Source organism: Streptomyces venezuelae (genome assembly GCF_008642375.1).
GTDB classification, from domain to species: domain Bacteria; phylum Actinomycetota; class Actinomycetes; order Streptomycetales; family Streptomycetaceae; genus Streptomyces; species Streptomyces venezuelae_G.
This window is the reverse complement of the sequence record NZ_CP029194.1, coordinates 2608331-2625141: the sequence shown is the minus strand read 5'-3', so window position 1 is coordinate 2625141 and position 16811 is coordinate 2608331. Positions and strand designations below refer to the sequence as shown.

The 16811-nt window shown below is 71.1% G+C and carries 17 protein-coding genes; 11 read left to right on the top strand and 6 right to left on the bottom strand.

Annotated elements, in window-relative coordinates; genetic code table 11:
- The first annotated feature begins 13 nt into the window (after nucleotides 1–13).
- From ilvN to DEJ46_RS11565, 4 genes are all read left to right on the top strand, one after another.
- Nucleotides 14–541, top strand: coding sequence for an acetolactate synthase small subunit (gene ilvN / locus DEJ46_RS11580; protein ID WP_024756291.1), 528 nt, complete (start codon nucleotides 14–16; stop codon nucleotides 539–541).
- Nucleotides 542–660: 119 nt separating this feature from the next.
- Nucleotides 661–1662: a ketol-acid reductoisomerase gene (ilvC, locus tag DEJ46_RS11575; RefSeq protein WP_150265792.1), complete on the top strand. Its 1002-nt coding sequence runs from the start codon at nucleotides 661–663 to the stop codon at nucleotides 1660–1662.
- A gap of 237 nt (nucleotides 1663–1899) precedes the next feature.
- Nucleotides 1900–3489, top strand: a complete 1590-nt coding sequence (gene serA, locus DEJ46_RS11570; protein WP_150265790.1) for a phosphoglycerate dehydrogenase — start codon at nucleotides 1900–1902, stop codon at nucleotides 3487–3489.
- Between the two features lie 77 nt (nucleotides 3490–3566).
- Nucleotides 3567–4148: a TetR/AcrR family transcriptional regulator gene (locus DEJ46_RS11565; protein ID WP_150265788.1), complete on the top strand. Its 582-nt coding sequence runs from the start codon at nucleotides 3567–3569 to the stop codon at nucleotides 4146–4148.
- Here DEJ46_RS11565 and DEJ46_RS11560 read toward each other — a convergent pair.
- Together DEJ46_RS11560 and DEJ46_RS11555 are read right to left on the bottom strand one after the other, a co-directional pair.
- Entirely contained in the window at nucleotides 4120–5112 is a 993-nt protein-coding gene (locus DEJ46_RS11560) for an NAD(P)-dependent alcohol dehydrogenase (protein WP_150265786.1), read from the bottom strand. The two genes, DEJ46_RS11565 and DEJ46_RS11560, sit on opposite strands and share 29 nt — an antisense overlap.
- Nucleotides 5113–5224: 112 nt before the next feature.
- Nucleotides 5225–6337 carry a PucR family transcriptional regulator gene (locus DEJ46_RS11555; RefSeq protein WP_150265784.1) on the bottom strand — a complete coding sequence of 371 codons (1113 nt, stop codon included), beginning with the start codon at nucleotides 6335–6337 and terminating at the stop codon, nucleotides 5225–5227.
- A 184-nt stretch (nucleotides 6338–6521) separates the two neighbouring features.
- Here DEJ46_RS11555 and DEJ46_RS11550 point away from each other — a divergent pair, with 184 nt between their 5' ends.
- Nucleotides 6522–7448 carry a proline dehydrogenase family protein gene (locus DEJ46_RS11550; protein WP_055641184.1) on the top strand — a complete coding sequence of 309 codons (927 nt, stop codon included), beginning with the start codon at nucleotides 6522–6524 and terminating at the stop codon, nucleotides 7446–7448.
- A 33-nt stretch (nucleotides 7449–7481) separates the two neighbouring features.
- Complete coding sequence (pruA, locus tag DEJ46_RS11545) at nucleotides 7482–9113, top strand: L-glutamate gamma-semialdehyde dehydrogenase (RefSeq protein WP_056644359.1); 1632 nt, start codon at nucleotides 7482–7484, stop codon at nucleotides 9111–9113.
- Nucleotides 9114–9186: 73 nt separating this feature from the next.
- Here the strand turns inward: pruA and DEJ46_RS11540 are convergent, their stop codons facing one another.
- Nucleotides 9187–10068, bottom strand: a complete 882-nt coding sequence (locus DEJ46_RS11540; RefSeq protein WP_190622581.1) for an alpha/beta fold hydrolase — start codon at nucleotides 10066–10068, stop codon at nucleotides 9187–9189.
- Nucleotides 10069–10187: 119 nt separating this feature from the next.
- Here DEJ46_RS11540 and DEJ46_RS11535 point away from each other — a divergent pair, with 119 nt between their 5' ends.
- Complete coding sequence (locus DEJ46_RS11535) at nucleotides 10188–10724, top strand: GNAT family N-acetyltransferase (RefSeq protein WP_150265782.1); 537 nt, start codon at nucleotides 10188–10190, stop codon at nucleotides 10722–10724.
- A gap of 17 nt (nucleotides 10725–10741) precedes the next feature.
- Here DEJ46_RS11535 and DEJ46_RS11530 read toward each other — a convergent pair whose 3' ends face one another.
- The 3 genes from DEJ46_RS11530 to DEJ46_RS11520 form a co-directional block, all read right to left on the bottom strand.
- Nucleotides 10742–11488, bottom strand: a complete 747-nt coding sequence (locus DEJ46_RS11530) for a hypothetical protein (RefSeq protein ID WP_150265781.1) — start codon at nucleotides 11486–11488, stop codon at nucleotides 10742–10744.
- Nucleotides 11485–11826, bottom strand: coding sequence for a PadR family transcriptional regulator (locus tag DEJ46_RS11525; protein ID WP_150265779.1), 342 nt, complete (start codon nucleotides 11824–11826; stop codon nucleotides 11485–11487). Before DEJ46_RS11525 ends, DEJ46_RS11530 begins: the two co-directional genes overlap by 4 nt.
- A gap of 65 nt (nucleotides 11827–11891) precedes the next feature.
- Nucleotides 11892–12896 (bottom strand): MDR family NADP-dependent oxidoreductase, encoded by a 1005-nt coding sequence (locus DEJ46_RS11520; protein ID WP_150265777.1) that lies wholly within the window; start codon nucleotides 12894–12896, stop codon nucleotides 11892–11894.
- A gap of 101 nt (nucleotides 12897–12997) precedes the next feature.
- Between DEJ46_RS11520 and DEJ46_RS11515 the strand changes: the two genes are divergently transcribed.
- From DEJ46_RS11515 to DEJ46_RS11505, 4 genes are all read left to right on the top strand, one after another.
- Entirely contained in the window at nucleotides 12998–13882 is an 885-nt protein-coding gene (locus DEJ46_RS11515) for a LysR family transcriptional regulator (protein ID WP_150265775.1), read from the top strand.
- A 263-nt stretch (nucleotides 13883–14145) separates the two neighbouring features.
- Entirely contained in the window at nucleotides 14146–14277 is a 132-nt protein-coding gene (locus DEJ46_RS40490) for a hypothetical protein (RefSeq protein ID WP_263411748.1), read from the top strand.
- A gap of 125 nt (nucleotides 14278–14402) precedes the next feature.
- Complete coding sequence (locus DEJ46_RS11510) at nucleotides 14403–15443, top strand: 3-isopropylmalate dehydrogenase (RefSeq protein ID WP_150265773.1); 1041 nt, start codon at nucleotides 14403–14405, stop codon at nucleotides 15441–15443.
- Between the two features lie 259 nt (nucleotides 15444–15702).
- The gene (locus DEJ46_RS11505; RefSeq protein WP_150265771.1) at nucleotides 15703–16791 is read left to right on the top strand and encodes a branched-chain amino acid aminotransferase; all 1089 of its coding nucleotides are present in this window, start codon (nucleotides 15703–15705) and stop codon (nucleotides 16789–16791) included.
- Nucleotides 16792–16811: the final 20 nt, after the last annotated feature.

The following is a 16811-nucleotide window of genomic DNA, read 5'->3' as shown; positions in this document are numbered from 1 at the left end:
AAGAGACCCAGACATGTCCACCAAGCACACGCTCTCCGTCCTCGTCGAGAACACGCCCGGCATCCTCGCCCGGATCGCCGCGCTCTTCTCCCGCCGTGGCTTCAACATCGACTCGCTCGCCGTCGGTGTCACCGAGCACCCCGACATCTCCCGCATCACCATCGTGGTCAATGTCGAGGACCTGCCCCTGGAGCAGGTGACCAAGCAGCTCAACAAGCTGGTCAACGTCCTGAAGATCGTCGAACTCGAGCCCAGCGCTGCGATCCAGCGCGAGCTCGTCCTGGTGAAGGTCCGCGCCGACAACGAGACCCGCTCCCAGATCGTCGAGATCGTGCAGCTGTTCCGCGCCAAGACCGTGGACGTCTCGCCCGAGGCCGTCACCATCGAGGCCACCGGTTCGAGTGACAAGCTCGACGCGATGCTCAAGATGCTGGAGCAGTTCGGCGTCAAGGAGCTCGTCCAGTCCGGCACGATCGCCATAGGGCGTGGTTCCCGGTCCATCACGGACCGGTCCCTGCGGGCCCTCGACCGCAGCGCCTGAGAGTCATCGGAGGTCAACCGCAGGTCCATCCGGCGGTCCGACTGACGAGACCCCAAAGCTTCCCTCAAGCGCTCCCCCGTACGGTGGGACGCAACATCAGCACCTCAAGGAGAATCCCAGTGGCCGAGCTCTTCTACGACGACGATGCCGACCTGTCCATCATCCAGGGCCGCAAGGTCGCGGTGATCGGCTACGGCAGCCAGGGCCACGCCCACGCGCTGTCCCTCCGTGACTCCGGTGTCGACGTCCGCGTCGGCCTCCAGGAGGGCTCCAAGTCCAAGGCCAAGGCCGAGGAGCAGGGCCTGCGCGTCGTCTCCGTCGCCGAGGCGGCGGCCGAGGCCGACCTCATCATGATCCTGACCCCGGACCCGATCCAGGCCAAGGTCTACGAGGAGTCCATCAAGGACAACCTGAAGGAGGGCGACGCCCTCTTCTTCGGTCACGGCCTGAACGTCCGTTACGGCTTCATCGAGGTCCCCGCGGGCATCGACGTCGCCCTGGTCGCCCCGAAGGGCCCGGGTCACCTGGTCCGCCGTCAGTACGAGGAGGGCCGCGGCGTTCCGTGCATCGCCGCCGTCGAGCAGGACGCGACCGGCAACGCCTTCGCGCTGGCGCTCTCGTACGCCAAGGGCATCGGCGGCACCCGCGCCGGCGTCATCAAGACCACCTTCAAGGAGGAGACGGAGACCGACCTGTTCGGTGAGCAGGCCGTCCTCTGCGGTGGCACCGCGGCGCTGGTCAAGGCGGGCTTCGAGACCCTGACCGAGGCCGGCTACCAGCCGGAGATCGCGTACTTCGAGTGCCTCCACGAGCTGAAGCTCATCGTCGACCTCATGTACGAGGGCGGCCTGGAGAAGATGCGCTGGTCGGTCTCCGAGACCGCCGAGTGGGGCGACTACGTCACCGGCCCGCGGATCATCACCGACGCCACCAAGGCCGAGATGAAGAAGGTCCTCGCGGAGATCCAGGACGGCACCTTCGCCAAGGAGTGGATGGCCGAGTACCACGGCGGTCTGAAGAAGTACAACGAGTACAAGACCCAGGACGAGAACCACCTCCTGGAGACCACCGGCAAGGAGCTGCGGAAGCTCATGAGCTGGGTGAACGACGAGGAGGCGTAAGCCTTCGGGGCGGGGGCCGGACGGTGTGTCCGGCCCCTTCCCGCATCGTTGGACACCTCGTCCAACCACGGACGGGTGATCCTTCCAACGAGGCGTATGAGGTGCGCCGACGCACCACTACACTTCTCAACAACATACGCGTCAGGCCCACAGCGTCGTGCGCTTTCACGCGGCAAGCCCCCTCCACCGCCTGCGGCCGTCGGGACGGCCGTCCGCACTGGATCTGTGAGGACTCACGTGAGCTCGAAACCTGTCGTACTCATCGCTGAAGAGCTGTCGCCCGCCACCGTCGACGCGTTGGGCCCGGACTTCGAGATCCGGCACTGCAACGGCGCGGACCGCGCCGAGCTGATCCCCGCCATCGCCGACGTGGACGCGATCCTGGTCCGCTCCGCGACCAAGGTCGACGCCGAGGCCCTCGCCGCCGCGAACAAGCTCCGGGTCGTCGCCCGTGCCGGCGTCGGTCTGGACAACGTCGACGTCTCCGCCGCCACCAAGGCCGGCGTGATGGTCGTGAACGCCCCGACCTCGAACATCGTCACCGCCGCCGAGCTCGCGTGCGGTCTGCTGGTCGCCACCGCGCGCAACATCCCGCAGGCCAACACCGCGCTGAAGAACGGCGAGTGGAAGCGCAACAAGTACACCGGCGTCGAGCTGAGCGAGAAGACCCTCGGTGTCGTCGGCCTCGGCCGCATCGGCGTCCTGGTCGCCCAGCGCATGTCCGCCTTCGGCATGAAGATCGTCGCGTACGACCCCTACGTGCAGCCGGCCCGCGCCGCCCAGATGGGGGTGAAGCTGCTGGCCCTGGACGAGCTCCTGGAGGTCGCCGACTTCATCACCGTCCACCTGCCCAAGACCCCCGAGACCATCGGTCTCATCGGTGACGAGGCGCTGCACAAGGTCAAGCCCGCGGTCCGGATCGTGAACGCCGCGCGCGGCGGGATCGTGGACGAGGCGGCGCTCTACACCGCCCTCAAGGAGGGCCGGGTCGCCGGTGCGGGCCTCGATGTGTACGCGAAGGAGCCCTGCACGGACTCCCCGCTCTTCGAGCTCGACCAGGTCGTGTGCACCCCGCACCTCGGCGCCTCCACGGACGAGGCCCAGGAGAAGGCCGGTATCGCCGTCGCCAGGTCGGTGCGCCTCGCGCTCGCGGGCGAGCTGGTCCCGGACGCGGTCAACGTCCAGGGCGGCGTCATCGCCGAGGACGTGAAGCCGGGTCTGCCGCTCGCCGAGAAGCTCGGCCGGATCTTCACCGCCCTCGCGGGCGAGGTCGCGGCCCGGCTCGACGTCGAGGTCTACGGCGAGATCACCCAGCACGACGTCAAGGTGCTCGAACTCTCGGCGCTCAAGGGCGTGTTCGAGGACGTGGTCGACGAGACCGTGTCGTACGTCAACGCCCCGCTGTTCGCGCAGGAGCGCGGTGTCGAGGTCCGTCTGACGACGAGCTCCGAGTCGCCCGACCACCGCAACGTCGTGACCGTGCGCGGCACCCTCGCCAGCGGCGAGGAGGTCGCGGTCTCCGGCACGCTGGCCGGCCCCAAGCACCTCCAGAAGCTCGTCGCGGTCGGCGACTACGACGTGGACCTGGCGCTCGCCGACCACATGGTCGTGCTGCGCTACGAGGACCGCCCGGGCGTCGTCGGCACGGTCGGCCGGATCCTCGGCGAGGCCGGTCTGAACATCGCGGGCATGCAGGTCTCCCGCGCGGAGGAGGGCGGCGAGGCGCTCGTCGTGCTCACCGTGGACGACACGCTGCCGGCGGCCGTCCTGGCGGAGATCGCCGAGGAGATCGGTGCCGCTTCGGCCCGCTCGGTCAACCTGATCTGACCCTGCTCGCAGGGACTGTGCCCGGTCGCTAGACATTCGTCTTACACGATTGTCTAGCGGCCGGGTACAGTGCTGTCATGGGACACAAGGAAGACCTGCTCGCGGGCGCCAAGCGCTGCCTCCTGGAGAAGGGGTACGGGCGCACCACGGCCCGCGACATCGTCGCCGCCTCGGGCACCAACCTCGCCTCCATCGGCTACCACTACGGCTCCAAGGACGCCCTGCTCCAGCAGGCCTTCCTCTCGCTCACCGAGGAGTGGGGCGAGCAGGTCGGCCCCGCGGGCGGCGGCGAGGAGAAGCGGGAGCTGCCGGCCGACCCGTACGCCCGCTTCCACGCCGTGTGGGAGCAGGTCATCGGGGCGGCCGAGGCCAGCCGGCCCGTCTGGAAGCTCCAGACCGAGATCGTCACCCGGCTCGACGACGACGAGAAGCTGCGCGACGCGATCAAGGAGCCGCAGCGGGAGGGGCGCCTCGGCATGGCCGAGGGCTTCCTCGGCATCGACCCGGAGGCGGACCCGGAGAAGGCCCGGGTGGCGGGCCTGCTCTGCCAGGCCCTCGCGACCGGCGTGATGATCCAGTGGATGGTCGACCCGGAGACCGCGCCGAGCGCTGAGGACCTCACCGCCGGGCTCAGGGTCCTGATGGGGGAGGACAGCTGAGGACCACCTTCGCGCGGGCGTGCTCCTCCTCGACGTACCGGAGGGCCCGCGCCGCCTCGGCCAGTGGATAGGTGCGCTCGACCACCGGGGTGACGGCGCCGCTCTCGGCGAGCTCCCGCAGTGCCGCCAGGTTCTCCCGGCGGGGCTTGGCCGTCAGGACGTGGAGCCGGCGGCCGGGGAGCAGGGAGAGCAGCTGGCCCTTGAGGATGAGCCCCATCGGCCCGAAGACGCTGCCGCCCTCGAAGACGCCTCCGCCGGACAGGACGAGCACGCCGGTGGGGGAGAGGACCCGCCGGAGCCCGGCCAGTGACCGGTTGCCGACCAGGTCGAACACCAGGTCGTAGCGGTCCTGGCCCGTGGTGAAGTCCTCCCGGGTGTAGTCGATCACCCGGTCCGCGCCGAGTCCCAGGACCAGCGGCGCGTTCCGGGCGCTGCACACCCCCGTCACCTCGGCGCCGAACGCCTTCGCGAGCTGTACGGCGAAGGTGCCGACTCCTCCCGAGGCCCCGTTGACCAGCACCTTCATGCCGGGGCGTGTCTTCCCCAGGTCGCGCAGCCCCATCAGGGCGGTGTTGCCCGCCAGCGGGATCGCGGCCGCCTGCTCGAAGGTGAGGCCGGCGGGCTTGCGCTCCGTCGCCGCTTCCGGGGCGCACACGTACTCGGCGAAGGACCCGGGGGCCTCGCCGTAGACCTCGTCGCCGGGGCGCAGAGCGGTCACCCCGGCACCCACCGCTTCGACCCGGCCCGCGAAGTCCCGGCCCCGGATCCGCTCCTTCGGTCTTCGGAGCCCGAGCGCGAGCCGGGCCAGGTACGGATCGCCGCGCATCAGGTGCCAGTCCGCCGCGTTGACGGCGGCGGCGTGGACGCGGACGAGCACCTCCCGCTCGCCCGGTACCGGCCTCTCGACCTCCGCGAACTCCAGTACGTCCGTCGATCCGTACCGGTCCTGCACCCAGGCCTTCATGACGCCCCCTCACTCTCTCCCGCTCGCACAAGGACGACGGTAGGGCGCCCGGGGGCGGCGGGATATCAGGGGCGACCCCGACATCACCCTGAGGGGCCGTCAGCCCGGAGGCTTACAGCTTGGCGGACTTCAGCGACATGTGGAGCAGGAGGCGGTCCTCGCCGTCGTCCAGGTCCAGGCCCGTGAGCTGTTCGACCCGGGACAGCCGGTAGTAGAGGGTCTGCCGGTGGATGCCGAGGGCGGCCGCCGTGCGGCCCGCCTGGCCCGCGTTGTCGAGGAACACCTCGGCCGTGCGGGCCAGTTCGCTGTGGGCGGGGGCGAGCAGCGGCGCGACGACGGGGTCGATCTCGGGGTGGTAGAGCGCCGCGAGCAGGCGGTACGGGCCGATCCCGGCCCATTCCGCGACAGGCCCGAGCTTCGGCTGCGCCGTCGCGGCGCGGGCCGCCGTGCTGGCTTCGCGCCAGGCGGCCGGGAGCTCCCCGAGGCCCCGGCGGGGGCTCGCGATGCCGGCCGGCACGGCGCCGCGCAGCCGCTCCGCGGCCGTGTGGGCGGGGGCGAGGTCCTCCGCCGTGCGCAGCCGTACGAGCACGGCGAGGGACTCGGCCTCCGGGAGGGTGGCGACCGCCGCCGCGCCGGGGAGCGCCCGGATCGCGGGGGCCTCGCCCTGCCAGGGGGTCACGCAGACGACGGTGTGCAGCCCGTCCGCGCTGGGGCCCAGGGCCGCTCGGAGCGCCGCGACGGCCATGTCGCTCTGCCAGCCGCGCCCGGCGGTCAGGACCGCGGCGAACTCGCGGGAGAGGTCGGCGTCGGCGCGCTCCTCGTCGGCGAGGAGCCCGCCGATCCGGGTGGCGACCTCCATCGCGGCCGTGAGCTGGGCGGGCGTGGGTCCGGGCTCGGCGTCAAGCAGCCAGACGTACCCCAGGACGACGCCCCGATGGCGTACGGGAAGGCAGATCCGGTCCCGGAACACACCGGCGTCCGGAGCGGCCGGGATGCGGACCGGGCCCGTCGCGCGGGTGATGCCGAAGCCCTCGAACCAGGCGCGGACCGCCGGGGTCGACTTCCTGGTCAGGATCGACCGCGTCCGGACGGGGTCCATCGCGGTGTCGTCGTCGCTGTCGTGCGCCCCGAAGGCGATCAGCCCGAAGTCGCGGTTCTCCAGTGTCGCCGGGGCGCCGAGCAGCGCGGAGATCTCGTCGACCAGTTCTTGGTAATCGCCCTTCACAGCGCCATTCTCGCACCCCTTCAGACATGTGTATGAGATGCCGCGCACGGATGCGTGACAGCTGTCGATGGCAGAGGATCGGAGCGATCCATAGGTTTCACGGTGGTTCTCCGTGCTGTTCCTGATTTCTTACGAAAGATCGGGTAGAGCACCCTTCGTCACCCTGTCCTTCTGGAGGTGCCCCGTGCTGGGTCCCGTGATCCTTGCTGCGTCGCGCAGCGACAAGATGCGCCGTCTCGTGTCGGCCGCCCCCGGGACCAAGCAGGTCGTCGCCCGCTTCATCGCCGGCGAGACGGTCGGCGACGTCGTCCCGATCGTCCAGGAGCTGACCGACCGCGGCCTGGAGGTCACCCTCGACGTCGTCGGCGAGGACATCACCACCGTCGAGCAGTCGTACGCCGCCCGGGACGCCTACCTGGAGCTCATCGGCCGCCTCAAGGAGCTGGGCCTCGGCGCCCGCGCCGAGATGTCCGTGAAGCTGTCGATGTTCGGCCAGTCGCTGGAGAACGGCCATGAGCTGGCCCTCGCGAATGTCCGCCCGGTCGTCGAGGCCGCCGCCGAGATCGGCACCACGGTCACCCTGGACGCCGAGGACCACACCACCCTCGACTCGATGTTCGCCATCCACGAGGAGCTGCGGAAGGACTTCCCGCAGACCGGCTGCGTCATCCAGGCCTACCTCTTCCGTACCGAGGACGACGCCCGCCGCCTCGCCGAGAACGGCTCCCGCGTCCGGATCGTGAAGGGCGCCTACAAGGAGCCCGCCTCCGTCGCCATCCAGGACAAGCCCGAGATCGACAAGGCGTACGTCCGGATCATGAAGATCCTGATGGACGGCGAGGGCTACCCGATGATCGGCTCCCACGACCCGCGCCTGATCTCCATCGGCCAGGAGCTGGCCCGCCGCGCCGGCCGCAAGCTGGACGAGTACGAGTTCCAGATGCTGTACGGCATCCGCAGCGAGGAGCAGAACCGCCTCGCCGCCGAGGGTCACCGCATGCGTGTCTACACCGCGTACGGCACCGACTGGTACGGCTACTTCATGCGCCGTCTCGCGGAGAAGCCGGCCAACCTGCTCTTCTTCGTCCGCTCCATCCTCACCAAGGGCTGAGCCCCCCACCTCTCACAAGGAGTACTGCGACTCATGGACGCTGTCACCCAGGTCCCCGCTCCGGTCAACGAGCCGGTGCACAGCTACGCCCCCGGCTCGCCCGAGCGCGCCCGTCTCGAGGTCAAGCTCAAGGAGCTGGCCGAGAACCCGCGCGAGCTGCCGATGACCATCGGCGGCGTGAAGCGCCTCGGCGGCGGCGAGGAGTTCAAGGTCGTCCAGCCGCACAACCACAAGGCCGTCATCGGCACCTTCCGCGGCGCCACCACCCAGGACGCCCAGGACGCCGTCGACGCCGCCCTCGCCGCGGCTCCGGCCTGGCGCGCGATGGCCTTCGACGACCGCGCCGCGATCATCCTGCGCGCCGCCGAGCTGCTCGCAGGCCCGTGGCGCGAGACGCTGGCCGCGTCCACGATGCTCGGCCAGTCGAAGACCGCCCAGCAGGCCGAGATCGACACCCCGTGCGAGCTCGTCGACTTCTGGCGCTTCAACGTGGCGTACGCCCGCCAGATCCTGGCCGAGCAGCCGCCGGCCAACTCCCCGGGTGTGTGGAACCGTCTGGACCACCGCCCGCTGGAGGGCTTCGTCTACGCGATCACGCCGTTCAACTTCACGGCCATCGCGGGCAACCTGCCCACCGCCCCCGCCCTCATGGGCAACGTGGTGGTCTGGAAGCCGTCCCCGACGCAGACCCACTCCGCCGTGCTCCTCATGGAGCTCCTGGAGGAGGCCGGCCTGCCGAAGGGCGTCATCAACCTGGTGACCGGCGACGGCATCGCCGTCTCCGAGGTGGCCCTGAACCACCCCGACCTGGCCGGCATCCACTTCACCGGCTCGACCAAGACCTTCCAGCACCTGTGGAAGACGGTCGGTACGAACATCGAGAAGTACCGCTCGTACCCGCGGATCGTCGGCGAGACCGGCGGCAAGGACTTCGTCGTCGCCCACCCGAGCGCCGACCGCGCCATCCTGAAGACCGCGCTGACCCGTGGCTCCTTCGAGTTCCAGGGCCAGAAGTGCTCCGCGTCCTCGCGCGCCTACGTCCCGGCCTCCATCTGGAACGACGGCTTCAAGGAGGAGTTCGCGGCCGAGGTCGACGGCATCACCATGGGTGACGTCACCGACCTGTCGAACTTCATCGGCGCCGTCATCGACGAGCGCTCGTTCGCCAAGAACAAGGCCGCGATCGACCGTGCCGCGGCCGACCCGACCTGCACGATCATCGCCGGTGGCACCTACGACGACTCGGTGGGCTACTTCGTCCGCCCGACCGTCATCGCCTGCACCGACCCGGAGAACGAGGTCTTCAAGGCCGAGTACTTCGGCCCGATCCTCGCGATCCACGTCTACGAGGACGAGAAGTACGACGAGATGCTGACCCAGATGGAGTCGGTCTCGGACTACGCCCTCACCGGCTCGGTCATCTCCGGCGACCGCGCGGCCGCCGCGTACACGATGGAGAAGCTCCGCTTCGCGGCGGGCAACTTCTACATCAACGACAAGTCGACCGGCGCCGTCGTCGGCCAGCAGCCCTTCGGCGGCGGCCGTGCCTCGGGTACGAACGACAAGGCCGGCGCCCCGCAGAACCTGATGCGCTGGACGCTGACCCGCGCCATCAAGGAGACGCTGGTCCCGCCGACCGAGTACGGCTACCCCCACATGGGCTGACGCCCCCCGCCTCGTAGAGGCCCCTGATCACCGCCCCCCTCCTCGGTCCCCCAACTGAGGACGGGGGCGGTTCTCATTCCCCGACCCGCCGCTTCAGGAAGTCGCCGATCAGCGCGGCGATCCGCGGTGCGTGGGTCTCCAGGGCGAAGTGGCCCGTGGGGAGCAGGTGGATCTCGGCGTCCGGGAGGTCGCGGCGGAAGGCCTCGGCGCCCGCCGGGACGAAGACCTGGTCGCCCTCGCCCCAGACGGCGAGAAGCGGGACCCGGGAGGTGCGGAAGTACTCCTGGAAGGCCGGGTAGAGGGCGAAGTTGGAGCCGTAGTCGGCGATGAGGCCGAGCTGGATCTCGTCCTGGCCCTCGCGGGCCATCAGGGCGGCGTCGTGGTGCCAGGCGTCCGGGTCGAGGAGGTCGAGGTACTCGGTGGGGACGCCCGTCTCGTACTGCCAGCGGATGCCGTCGAGGGAGCGGATGCCGCGGACCGGCTCCTCGGTCCCGGGCGTGCGGTTCTCGATCAGGGCGAGGACCGGGGCCCAGGCCTCGGCGCCGAGGCCCTCCTCGTAGGCGTTGCCGTTCTGGCTGATGATCGCGGTGATCCGCTCGGGGTGGGCGAGGGCGAGGCGCAGGCCGATGGGGGCGCCGTAGTCCTGGATGTAGAGCGCGAACCGCTCCAGGCCGAGGGTGTCGGTGAACTCGGCGGTGAGCGCCGCCAGTTCGGCGAAGGTGTAGTCGAACTCGGCGGCGGAGGGGGCGGCGCTGCGGCCGAAGCCCAGGTGGTCGGGGGCGATGAGCCGGTAGTCGCCGGCGAGCAGCGGGATCAGGTCGCGGAACATGCGGGAGCTGGTGGGGAAGCCGTGCAGCAGGAGCAGGGCTGGGGCGTCGGCCGGGCCGGCCTCGCGGTACGCGATCTCGTGGCCGCGGACGGTGGCGGTGCGGTGGTGGATCGGCAGCACGGACATCGTTCTAACCCCTTAAGTGCGTCTCACTGGTTGCGGCTTGATGGATCGACCCAATCAGGCCCTGGCTAACCTGTCAATGGCATTTAAGGGGTTAGGCGAGATGGTGGGAGGGTGAGCGCATGACCTTGAGGATCGCGCCTACCCATGAGCTCGGGGCCGACCGGCTCCGTTCCGTCCGCGAGATGCTGGACTCGGCCTTCGACGGCGACTTCGACGACGAGGACTGGGACCACGCGCTCGGCGGTGTCCACGCCTGGATCGAGGACGGGCGCGGCATCGCCGCGCACGGCGCCGTCGTCCTGCGGCGGGTGCTCCACCAGGGGCGTTCGTACCGGATCGGGTACGTCGAGGGGGTCGCCGTCCGGGGCGACCTCAGGCGGCGGGGGCTCGGCGGGGCGGTCATGGACGGACTCGAGCGGGTCATCGACGGCGCGTACGCCTTCGGGGCGCTCAGCGCCTCGGACGAGGGCGCCGCGCTCTACCGGGCGCGCGGCTGGCGGCTCTGGGAGGGACGGATCGAGGTCCTCGCTCCCGAGGGGATCGTCCGGCTCGCGGAGGAGGAGGGGTCGACTTTCCTGCGCCCCGCCGCAGGGCGCCCGCTGCCCGACCGCGCCGCCCCGCTCGTCTTCGACTGGCGGGACGGCGACGTGCTGTGACGTGGGGTGAGGGAGGGTCAGGCCTTGGGGCGGTGCTGCTCCTCGCGTCCCTTGGTCGTCTCCAGATGGGACGTGACCAGGGACGAGAACATGGAGACGAGGGCGATCGTGATCGCGAGCCCGCCCATGCCGAGCACCCCGATGAAGCAGGCCGCCGCCGCGGCGCTGACCACCACGAGCCACACCGCGAGCGCCAGCTTGCCGCGGCGGCTCAGGAACAGCGTCCGGAGAGGGGTGGCAGGCGGGGCCTCCAGGGCGCCCTCCGGGCCCGCCGTCGCCGCGCGGGGCCGCTTGAAGTAGCCGTACACCAGCCACTCGCCGCACAGCTCCCAGCCCTCGGGCTCCAGCTCGGCCAGGACCTTCGTCCGGCGCCGGCCGGTGACGACCTCGCGGCGGTACTCCCACCGCAGCGCCGCGGTCGTGGAGCGGCGGCAGACGAACCGGCCGATCGAGTCCAGGGACTCCACCTCCCAGCCCTCGTCGCCGTGGACGGCGAGCATGCGGACGTCGTTGAAGATGTCGGCCGTCCAGGTCCAGCTCTCCGCCCGCTCGTCCGGCTCGGCGGGCCGCGGGGCGAGCCCGCCGAGCTGCGCCGCGAAGGCGGCGGCCGGGCCGAACTCCTCCTCCGGGTGCGCACCCGTCTCGGCGAGGTGGCCCCGGAGGTCCTCGACCGTGGCGGTGATCTGCTCCTCCGGCACGCCCGCGGCGCGCAGGGCCTCGGCCAGCTCGGTGAAGTACGGCTCGGAGTCCGTGGTCGTGCTCATGTCGTCTTTCCCCCTGGGTGCAGCGTGGTCTCGACGGCGCGGTGGAAGCGCAGCCAGTCGCGGCTCTCGGTGGCGAGGTGCTCGCGCCCCCGCTCGGTGAGCCGGTAGTAGCGGCGGCCGGGACCGCGCTCGGCGGCGCGGAACTCGGCCTCCACCAGACCGGCTTCCTCCAGGCGGTTCAGCACGGGATAGAGCGTCCCGCCCTTGATCTCGCCGAGGCCCGCCTCGGCGAGCGCCTTGGCGATCTCGTACCCGTAGCTCTCCCCGTCGGTCAGGCGGGAGAGGACGAGCAGGTCGAGGACTCCCTTGAGCCAGCTGGATCTGCGGTCTGCGGCCATGGCTGTATTGGAGCACCAGCTAGGTAGGAATGCAAACTAGATAGGAGTGCCGGGCTCGCCCGGCCTCACGCGGCGACCAGCATCTTTCCGAGGTTCTCGCCGCGCAGCATCCCCAGGAACGCCCCGACGATGTTCCCGAAGCCCTCCACCACCGTCACGTCCAGGGGCAGCGCACCGCTGCGCAGGTGCGGGACGGCGAGCTCGTACAGCTCCTCCAGGGCGTCCGTGTGGTTGCCGACGAGGAAGCCTTCGAGCCGGATGCTCTTGCCGACCACGTCGAAGAGGTTGCGCGGGGCCGGCGGGGGAGCGGAGAGCGAGTGGTACTGGCCCACCGCGCCCACCCAGGCGATCCGGCCGAACGGGCGCAGCGCGGCGATCGAGGCCTCCAGGTGCTCGCCGCCCACCCCGTCCAGGACCGCGTCGAGCCCCGTCGGGGCCGCCTTCGCGAGCAGTTCGCCGACCGGCCCGTCGTGGTAGTCGAAGGCCGCGTCGAACCCGACCCGCTCCGTCAGGTACGCCGCCTTCCGCGCCGAACCCGCGCTGCCCACGAGCCGCCCCGCGCCCAGCAGCCGGGCGAGCCGGCCCGCCGCCGTGCCCACCCCGCCGGCCGCCGCGGAGACGAAGAGGTCCTCGCCCGGCTGGAGCCGCGCGATCCGGGTCAGGCCCACGTAGGCCGACAGGCCCGTACCGCCGAGCAGGCTCAGGTGGGCGGCGAGCGGGACGCCGGGGCCGAGGTCCGGGACCGGGCGCGCCTCGTCCCTCGTGACCAGGGCGTGGGTGCGCCAGCCCCTGCGGTGCAGGACGAGGTCGCCGGGGCGCAGGGCCGGGTCGCGGGAGTCGAGCACGCGGCCCAGCGTGCGGCCCTCCATGGGGGAGTTCAGGGTCCAGATCTCGTCCGTGTCCATCGCCTCGCGGTGGTACGGGTCGACGGACCACAGGACGTTCTCGACGAGGGCGGTGCCCGGCTCGGGGGCCGGGACGGGGGACTCGACGAAGGCGAAGTGGGCGGGCGTGGGGAAGCCGGCGGGGCGGGCGGTCTGCTGGACGGTGATCATGGTGTCGTTCGTCATGGGCCCGACCGTAGGAGGCGATCCGCTGCCCGGGCAGGGGGTAGCGTCGATGGCTGCGGCCCATCCATGAATGCCGCTCATACGACGAGGTGGGAGCCGTGATGACCGAGGACCTGGCCCCGCGCGAACTGCGCGTCCTGGTGGCCGTCGACCGCGAGCGGGGCTTCTCCGCCGCCGCCGTCGCCCTCGGCATGACCCAGTCGGCCGTCTCGCACTCGGTGCGGGGCAGCGAACGCAAGCTGGGCGCCGTCCTCTTCGAGCGGGGCCGGAGCGGCGCCACTCCGACGGCGGCGGGCGAGCGGGCCCTCGCGCACGCCCGGCGGGTGCTCCGGCTCCTGGACGTCATGGCGGCCGAGGTGCGCGGCGCGGGAAGCGGCACCGGACCCGCCGCCCTCGCCGGGCCGCTGCGGATCGCGGCCTTCCGCAGCGCGGCGCTTCATCTGCTGCCGCGTGTCCTCGGGCGGCTGACGGAGCGACACCCGGAGCTCGTGCCCGAGGTGCGGATCGTACGGGAGGTCGGGCGCGGCACGGCCGGTGAAGTCCTCGACGGGCGGGCGGACCTGGGGATCGCGACCATCGGGACCACCTCGCCCGTGCCGCCCGAGCTGGTCGGGGGCGTCCTGCTCGAGGAGGGGTACGCGCTGGTGCACCCGGCGGGGCATCCGGCGCCGCGCTCGCTGCCGCTGGTCGACTGGACCGAGAACTGCACCTCGTACACCAGGGAATGGTGGGCCGGGCAGGAGTGGCTGCCGCCCGCGACGGTGCAGGCGGAGGACGACGGAGCGGTGCTCGCGATGGTGAGCACCGGTTACGGGATGGCCGTGATGCCGGAGCTCTCCCTGGCCGGAGCACCGCCCTCCGTCGAGATCACCGATCTCGGCCCGGAGCGCCCGACGCGTTCGGTGGGCTATGTCACCACTCCCGAGCTGGCGGCCTCGCTCGCCGTGCGCGCCCTCATCCGGGAGCTGCGGGCTGTCGCGGGGTGACCCTCGGGAGGCCCTCGGGGGACTCTCGGTCCCACGCCGTCTCAGATAGTAGGAAGTCCGAGTAATTGTGGAGACAGATGCGGCGCCCTGCCCTAGCTTTGTAGAAGCCGAACGTCTCGCTACATCAGCGAATGGCGGTCGAGAGCGCGACGCCCCTGTGCAGGCAACCCCTGCGGCGGCGCTCCCCGCCCCTGCCGGCGCCTTCGATCACCACTGATCTCCGCACTTTCGGATCATCACTGATCTCAAGGAGTCGATCCCTCATGGCAACTCAGACCGCCCGCCGCGTCCGCCACTCCGCCGCCCGTTCCAACGACGAGGCCCGCCGGAACGCGGCCGCCGCCCTCCAGCGCGCCCTCGACCGCCGTGACAACGGCGGCTCCACCGGTCACTGATCCGCAGCTGCGCCGGGGCCTCCGCACGGGACCCGGCGCGGCTCCGGTCGCCCGTTCGGGCTGTCCGTTCGTCCACATGATGGACGGAACGTGTCAGACGATGGGACGAAGAGTAGGGTGCCGACATGTCTCACAGCATCAATCTCGCAGTCATTCCCGGCGACGGCATCGGCCAGGAGGTCGTGGCCGAGGGCCTCAAGGTCCTCTCGGCCGTCCTTCCCCAGGACGTGAAGCTGGAGACCGAGGAGTACGACTTCGGCGCCAAGCGCTACCACGCCACCGGTGAGACCCTCACCGACGCCGATCTCGCCTCCCTCAAGAAGCACGACGCCATCCTGCTCGGCGCCATCGGCGACCCGTCGGTGCCGTCCGGAGTCCTGGAGCGCGGCTTCCTGCTGAAGCTCCGCTTCGCCTTCGACCACCACGTCAACCTGCGCCCCTCGAAGCTGCTCCCCGGCGTCGCCACCCCGCTCGCCGGCCAGCCCGAGATCGACTTCGTCGTGGTCCGCGAGGGCACCGAGGGTCCGTACACCGGCAACGGCGGCACCATCCGCAAGGGCACCCCGCACGAGGTCGCCACCGAGGTCTCGGTCAACACCGCCTTCGGTGTCGAGCGGGTCGTCCGGGACGCCTTCGCCCGCGCCCAGGCCCGTCCGCGCAAGAAGCTGACGCTGGTCCACAAGAACAACGTGCTGACGTTCGCCGGCCACCTCTGGACGGACATCTTCACCAAGGTCGCCGCGGAGTTCCCCGAGGTCACCACGGACTACCTGCACGTCGACGCCGCGACGATCTTCCTCGTCACCGACCCGGCCCGCTTCGACGTCATCGTCACCGACAACCTCTTCGGCGACATCATCACCGACCTCGCCGCGGCCGTCTCCGGCGGCATCGGCGTCGCCGCGTCGGGCAACATCAACCCGAGCGGCGAGTTCCCGTCCATGTTCGAGCCGGTACACGGCTCCGCGCCGGACATCGCGGGCCAGGGCAAGGCCGACCCCACGGCCACCGTCCTCTCCGTCGCCCTCCTGCTGCGCCACCTCGGCTACGAGACCGAGGCCGTCCGGGTCGAGGAGGCCGTCTCGGCCGACCTCACCGAGCGGGGCAGCGCCGTCCGTACGACGGCCGAGGTCGGCGACGCGCTCGCCGCGCGAGTAGCGAGCTGACCCGCGCAGCCGACTGACATCTGACAGCAGCCGCCGGGTCGCACCTGCACCCGGCGGCTGTACCTGTGCGGCCGCAGGGTGCCACCATCGAACCCTGGACCGCGTTCACCCGTTTCCCGCACCGGTCCCCGCGAGCGATAATCGGACGTGGGGCCGTGGCATACGGGCATGCTCGGACGTCCACGCAGTCATGGGCCTCGGTCGCTGACCGAGGCGTGTGCGCGGTCCTACACACACAACCGGTGAAGGACACGCACTCATGATGACGCCCACGATCGAGCTCAAGCCCTCCTCCAGCCCGCTGTCCGACGCGGAGCGCGAGGCGATCCTGGCCAACCCGGGATTCGGCCGCCACTTCACCGACCACATGGTCACCATCAAGTGGACCGAGGGCCGCGGCTGGCACGACGGCCAGCTCGTGCCGTACGGCCCGCTGCACCTGGATCCGGCCACCAACGTCCTGCACTACGCGCAGGAGATCTTCGAGGGTCTGAAGGCCTACCGCCGCCCCGACGGCTCGGTCGCCAGCTTCCGCCCGGACGCCAACGCCCGCCGCTTCCAGGCCTCGGCCCGCCGGCTGGCCATGCCGGAGCTGCCCGTCGAGACCTTCGTCGAGGCCTGTGACCTGCTCGTCAAGCAGGACAAGGCGTGGGTTCCGGCGCACGGCGGCGAGGCCTCGCTCTACCTGCGTCCGTTCATGATCGCGACCGAGGTCGGCCTGGGCGTCCGCCCGGCCAACGAGTACCTCTTCGTCGTCATCGCCTCCCCGGCCGGCCCGTACTTCCCCGGTGGCGTGAAGCCCGTCTCGATCTGGCTCTCCGAGAACCGCGTCCGCGCCGTCCCCGGCGGCGTCGGCGACGCCAAGACCGGCGGCAACTACGCGGCCTCCCTGCTCGCGCAGGCCGAGGCGGCGGCGAAGGGCTGCGACCAGGTCGCCTACCTCGACGCCGTGGAGCACAAGTGGGTCGAGGAACTCGGCGGCATGAACCTGTACTTCGTGTACGGCGACAAGCTGGTCACCCCGACCCTCACCGGTTCGCTGCTCGCCGGCATCACCCGTGACTCGCTGCTCAAGCTGGCGGCGGACCTCGGCCTGAAGCCGGAGGAGGGCCGCGTCTCCATCGACCAGTGGCAGGCCGACACCGCCAACGGCACCCTGACCGAGGTCTTCGCCTGCGGCACCGCCGCCGTCATCACCCCGGTCGGCACGGTCAAGTCCGAGCGGGGCGAGTGGCAGCAGTCGGGCGGCGAGCCCGGCGAGGTCACGATGAAGCTGCGCGACGCGCTGCTCGCCGTCCAGACCGGCCGGGCCGCGGACGCCCACGGCTGGATGCACGAGCTGGGCTAGTCGCCGCTCGCCGGAGCGGC

What these genes read in the sequence shown, in the direction of transcription:
- DEJ46_RS11520 (WP_150265777.1), bottom strand. Translation starts at nt 12,896, where the DNA reads ATGACGAACGACACCATGATCACCGTCCAGCAGACCGCCCGCCCCGCC.
- DEJ46_RS11525 (WP_150265779.1), bottom strand. Translation starts at nt 11,826, where the DNA reads ATGGCCGCAGACCGCAGATCCAGCTGGCTCAAGGGAGTCCTCGACCTG.
- DEJ46_RS11530 (WP_150265781.1), bottom strand. Translation starts at nt 11,488, where the DNA reads ATGAGCACGACCACGGACTCCGAGCCGTACTTCACCGAGCTGGCCGAG.
- DEJ46_RS11515 (WP_150265775.1), top strand. Translation starts at nt 12,998, where the DNA reads ATGACCGAGGACCTGGCCCCGCGCGAACTGCGCGTCCTGGTGGCCGTC.
- ilvN (WP_024756291.1), top strand. Translation starts at nt 14, where the DNA reads ATGTCCACCAAGCACACGCTCTCCGTCCTCGTCGAGAACACGCCCGGC.
- DEJ46_RS11510 (WP_150265773.1), top strand. Translation starts at nt 14,403, where the DNA reads ATGTCTCACAGCATCAATCTCGCAGTCATTCCCGGCGACGGCATCGGC.
- DEJ46_RS11540 (WP_190622581.1), bottom strand. Translation starts at nt 10,068, where the DNA reads ATGTCCGTGCTGCCGATCCACCACCGCACCGCCACCGTCCGCGGCCAC.
- DEJ46_RS11565 (WP_150265788.1), top strand. Translation starts at nt 3,567, where the DNA reads ATGGGACACAAGGAAGACCTGCTCGCGGGCGCCAAGCGCTGCCTCCTG.
- DEJ46_RS11535 (WP_150265782.1), top strand. Translation starts at nt 10,188, where the DNA reads ATGACCTTGAGGATCGCGCCTACCCATGAGCTCGGGGCCGACCGGCTC.
- DEJ46_RS11505 (WP_150265771.1), top strand. Translation starts at nt 15,703, where the DNA reads ATGATGACGCCCACGATCGAGCTCAAGCCCTCCTCCAGCCCGCTGTCC.
- DEJ46_RS11560 (WP_150265786.1), bottom strand. Translation starts at nt 5,112, where the DNA reads ATGAAGGCCTGGGTGCAGGACCGGTACGGATCGACGGACGTACTGGAG.
- pruA (WP_056644359.1), top strand. Translation starts at nt 7,482, where the DNA reads ATGGACGCTGTCACCCAGGTCCCCGCTCCGGTCAACGAGCCGGTGCAC.
- DEJ46_RS40490 (WP_263411748.1), top strand. Translation starts at nt 14,146, where the DNA reads ATGGCAACTCAGACCGCCCGCCGCGTCCGCCACTCCGCCGCCCGTTCC.